Annotated in this window: 1 protein-coding gene; it reads left to right on the top strand. The window is 57.6% G+C overall.

What is annotated here, in order from left to right; translation table 11 throughout:
* On the top strand, positions 1-380 hold a 380-nt coding region (locus QC029_RS30930), incomplete at both ends, for a hypothetical protein (protein WP_279559149.1).

Below are 380 nucleotides of genomic sequence, written 5' to 3'. Positions count from 1 at the left end.
GACTATCTGATGGATTTTCCAGGGTTTCATCAAGCCTTTGGACTGCCTCTCACTATCCCCCAGCCAGGCGACCTTGCGTGGCAAGCGCCTGACGAACCTCCGGCCGATGCAGGAAGGGAGCAAGGTGCGAGACATGCCGCAAGTGCCATTGTCCAGGCCATCGAAGAGCTGCGCGGGGCCAATCGGGTCAACGTCATCCTCATCATCACCCCGAGACGGTGGGTGAATTGGCGCTGGTATGAAAACGATGACGAGCGTTTCGATCTGCATGACTTTGTCAAAGCCTATTGCGCCCGTAAGGGCATTGCGACCCAGTTTATCGACGAGGAAACCCTGAGTGATCCGCAGACCTGCCGGATCCGATGGTGGCTGTCCCTAGC

Origin of the sequence: Streptomyces sp. DH37 (assembly GCF_029813835.1) — a bacterium.
Classification (GTDB): Bacteria; Actinomycetota; Actinomycetes; order Streptomycetales; family Streptomycetaceae; genus Streptomyces.
The sequence above is the reverse complement of the archived record's forward strand: the minus strand, read 5'-3'. Positions and strand labels throughout refer to the sequence as shown.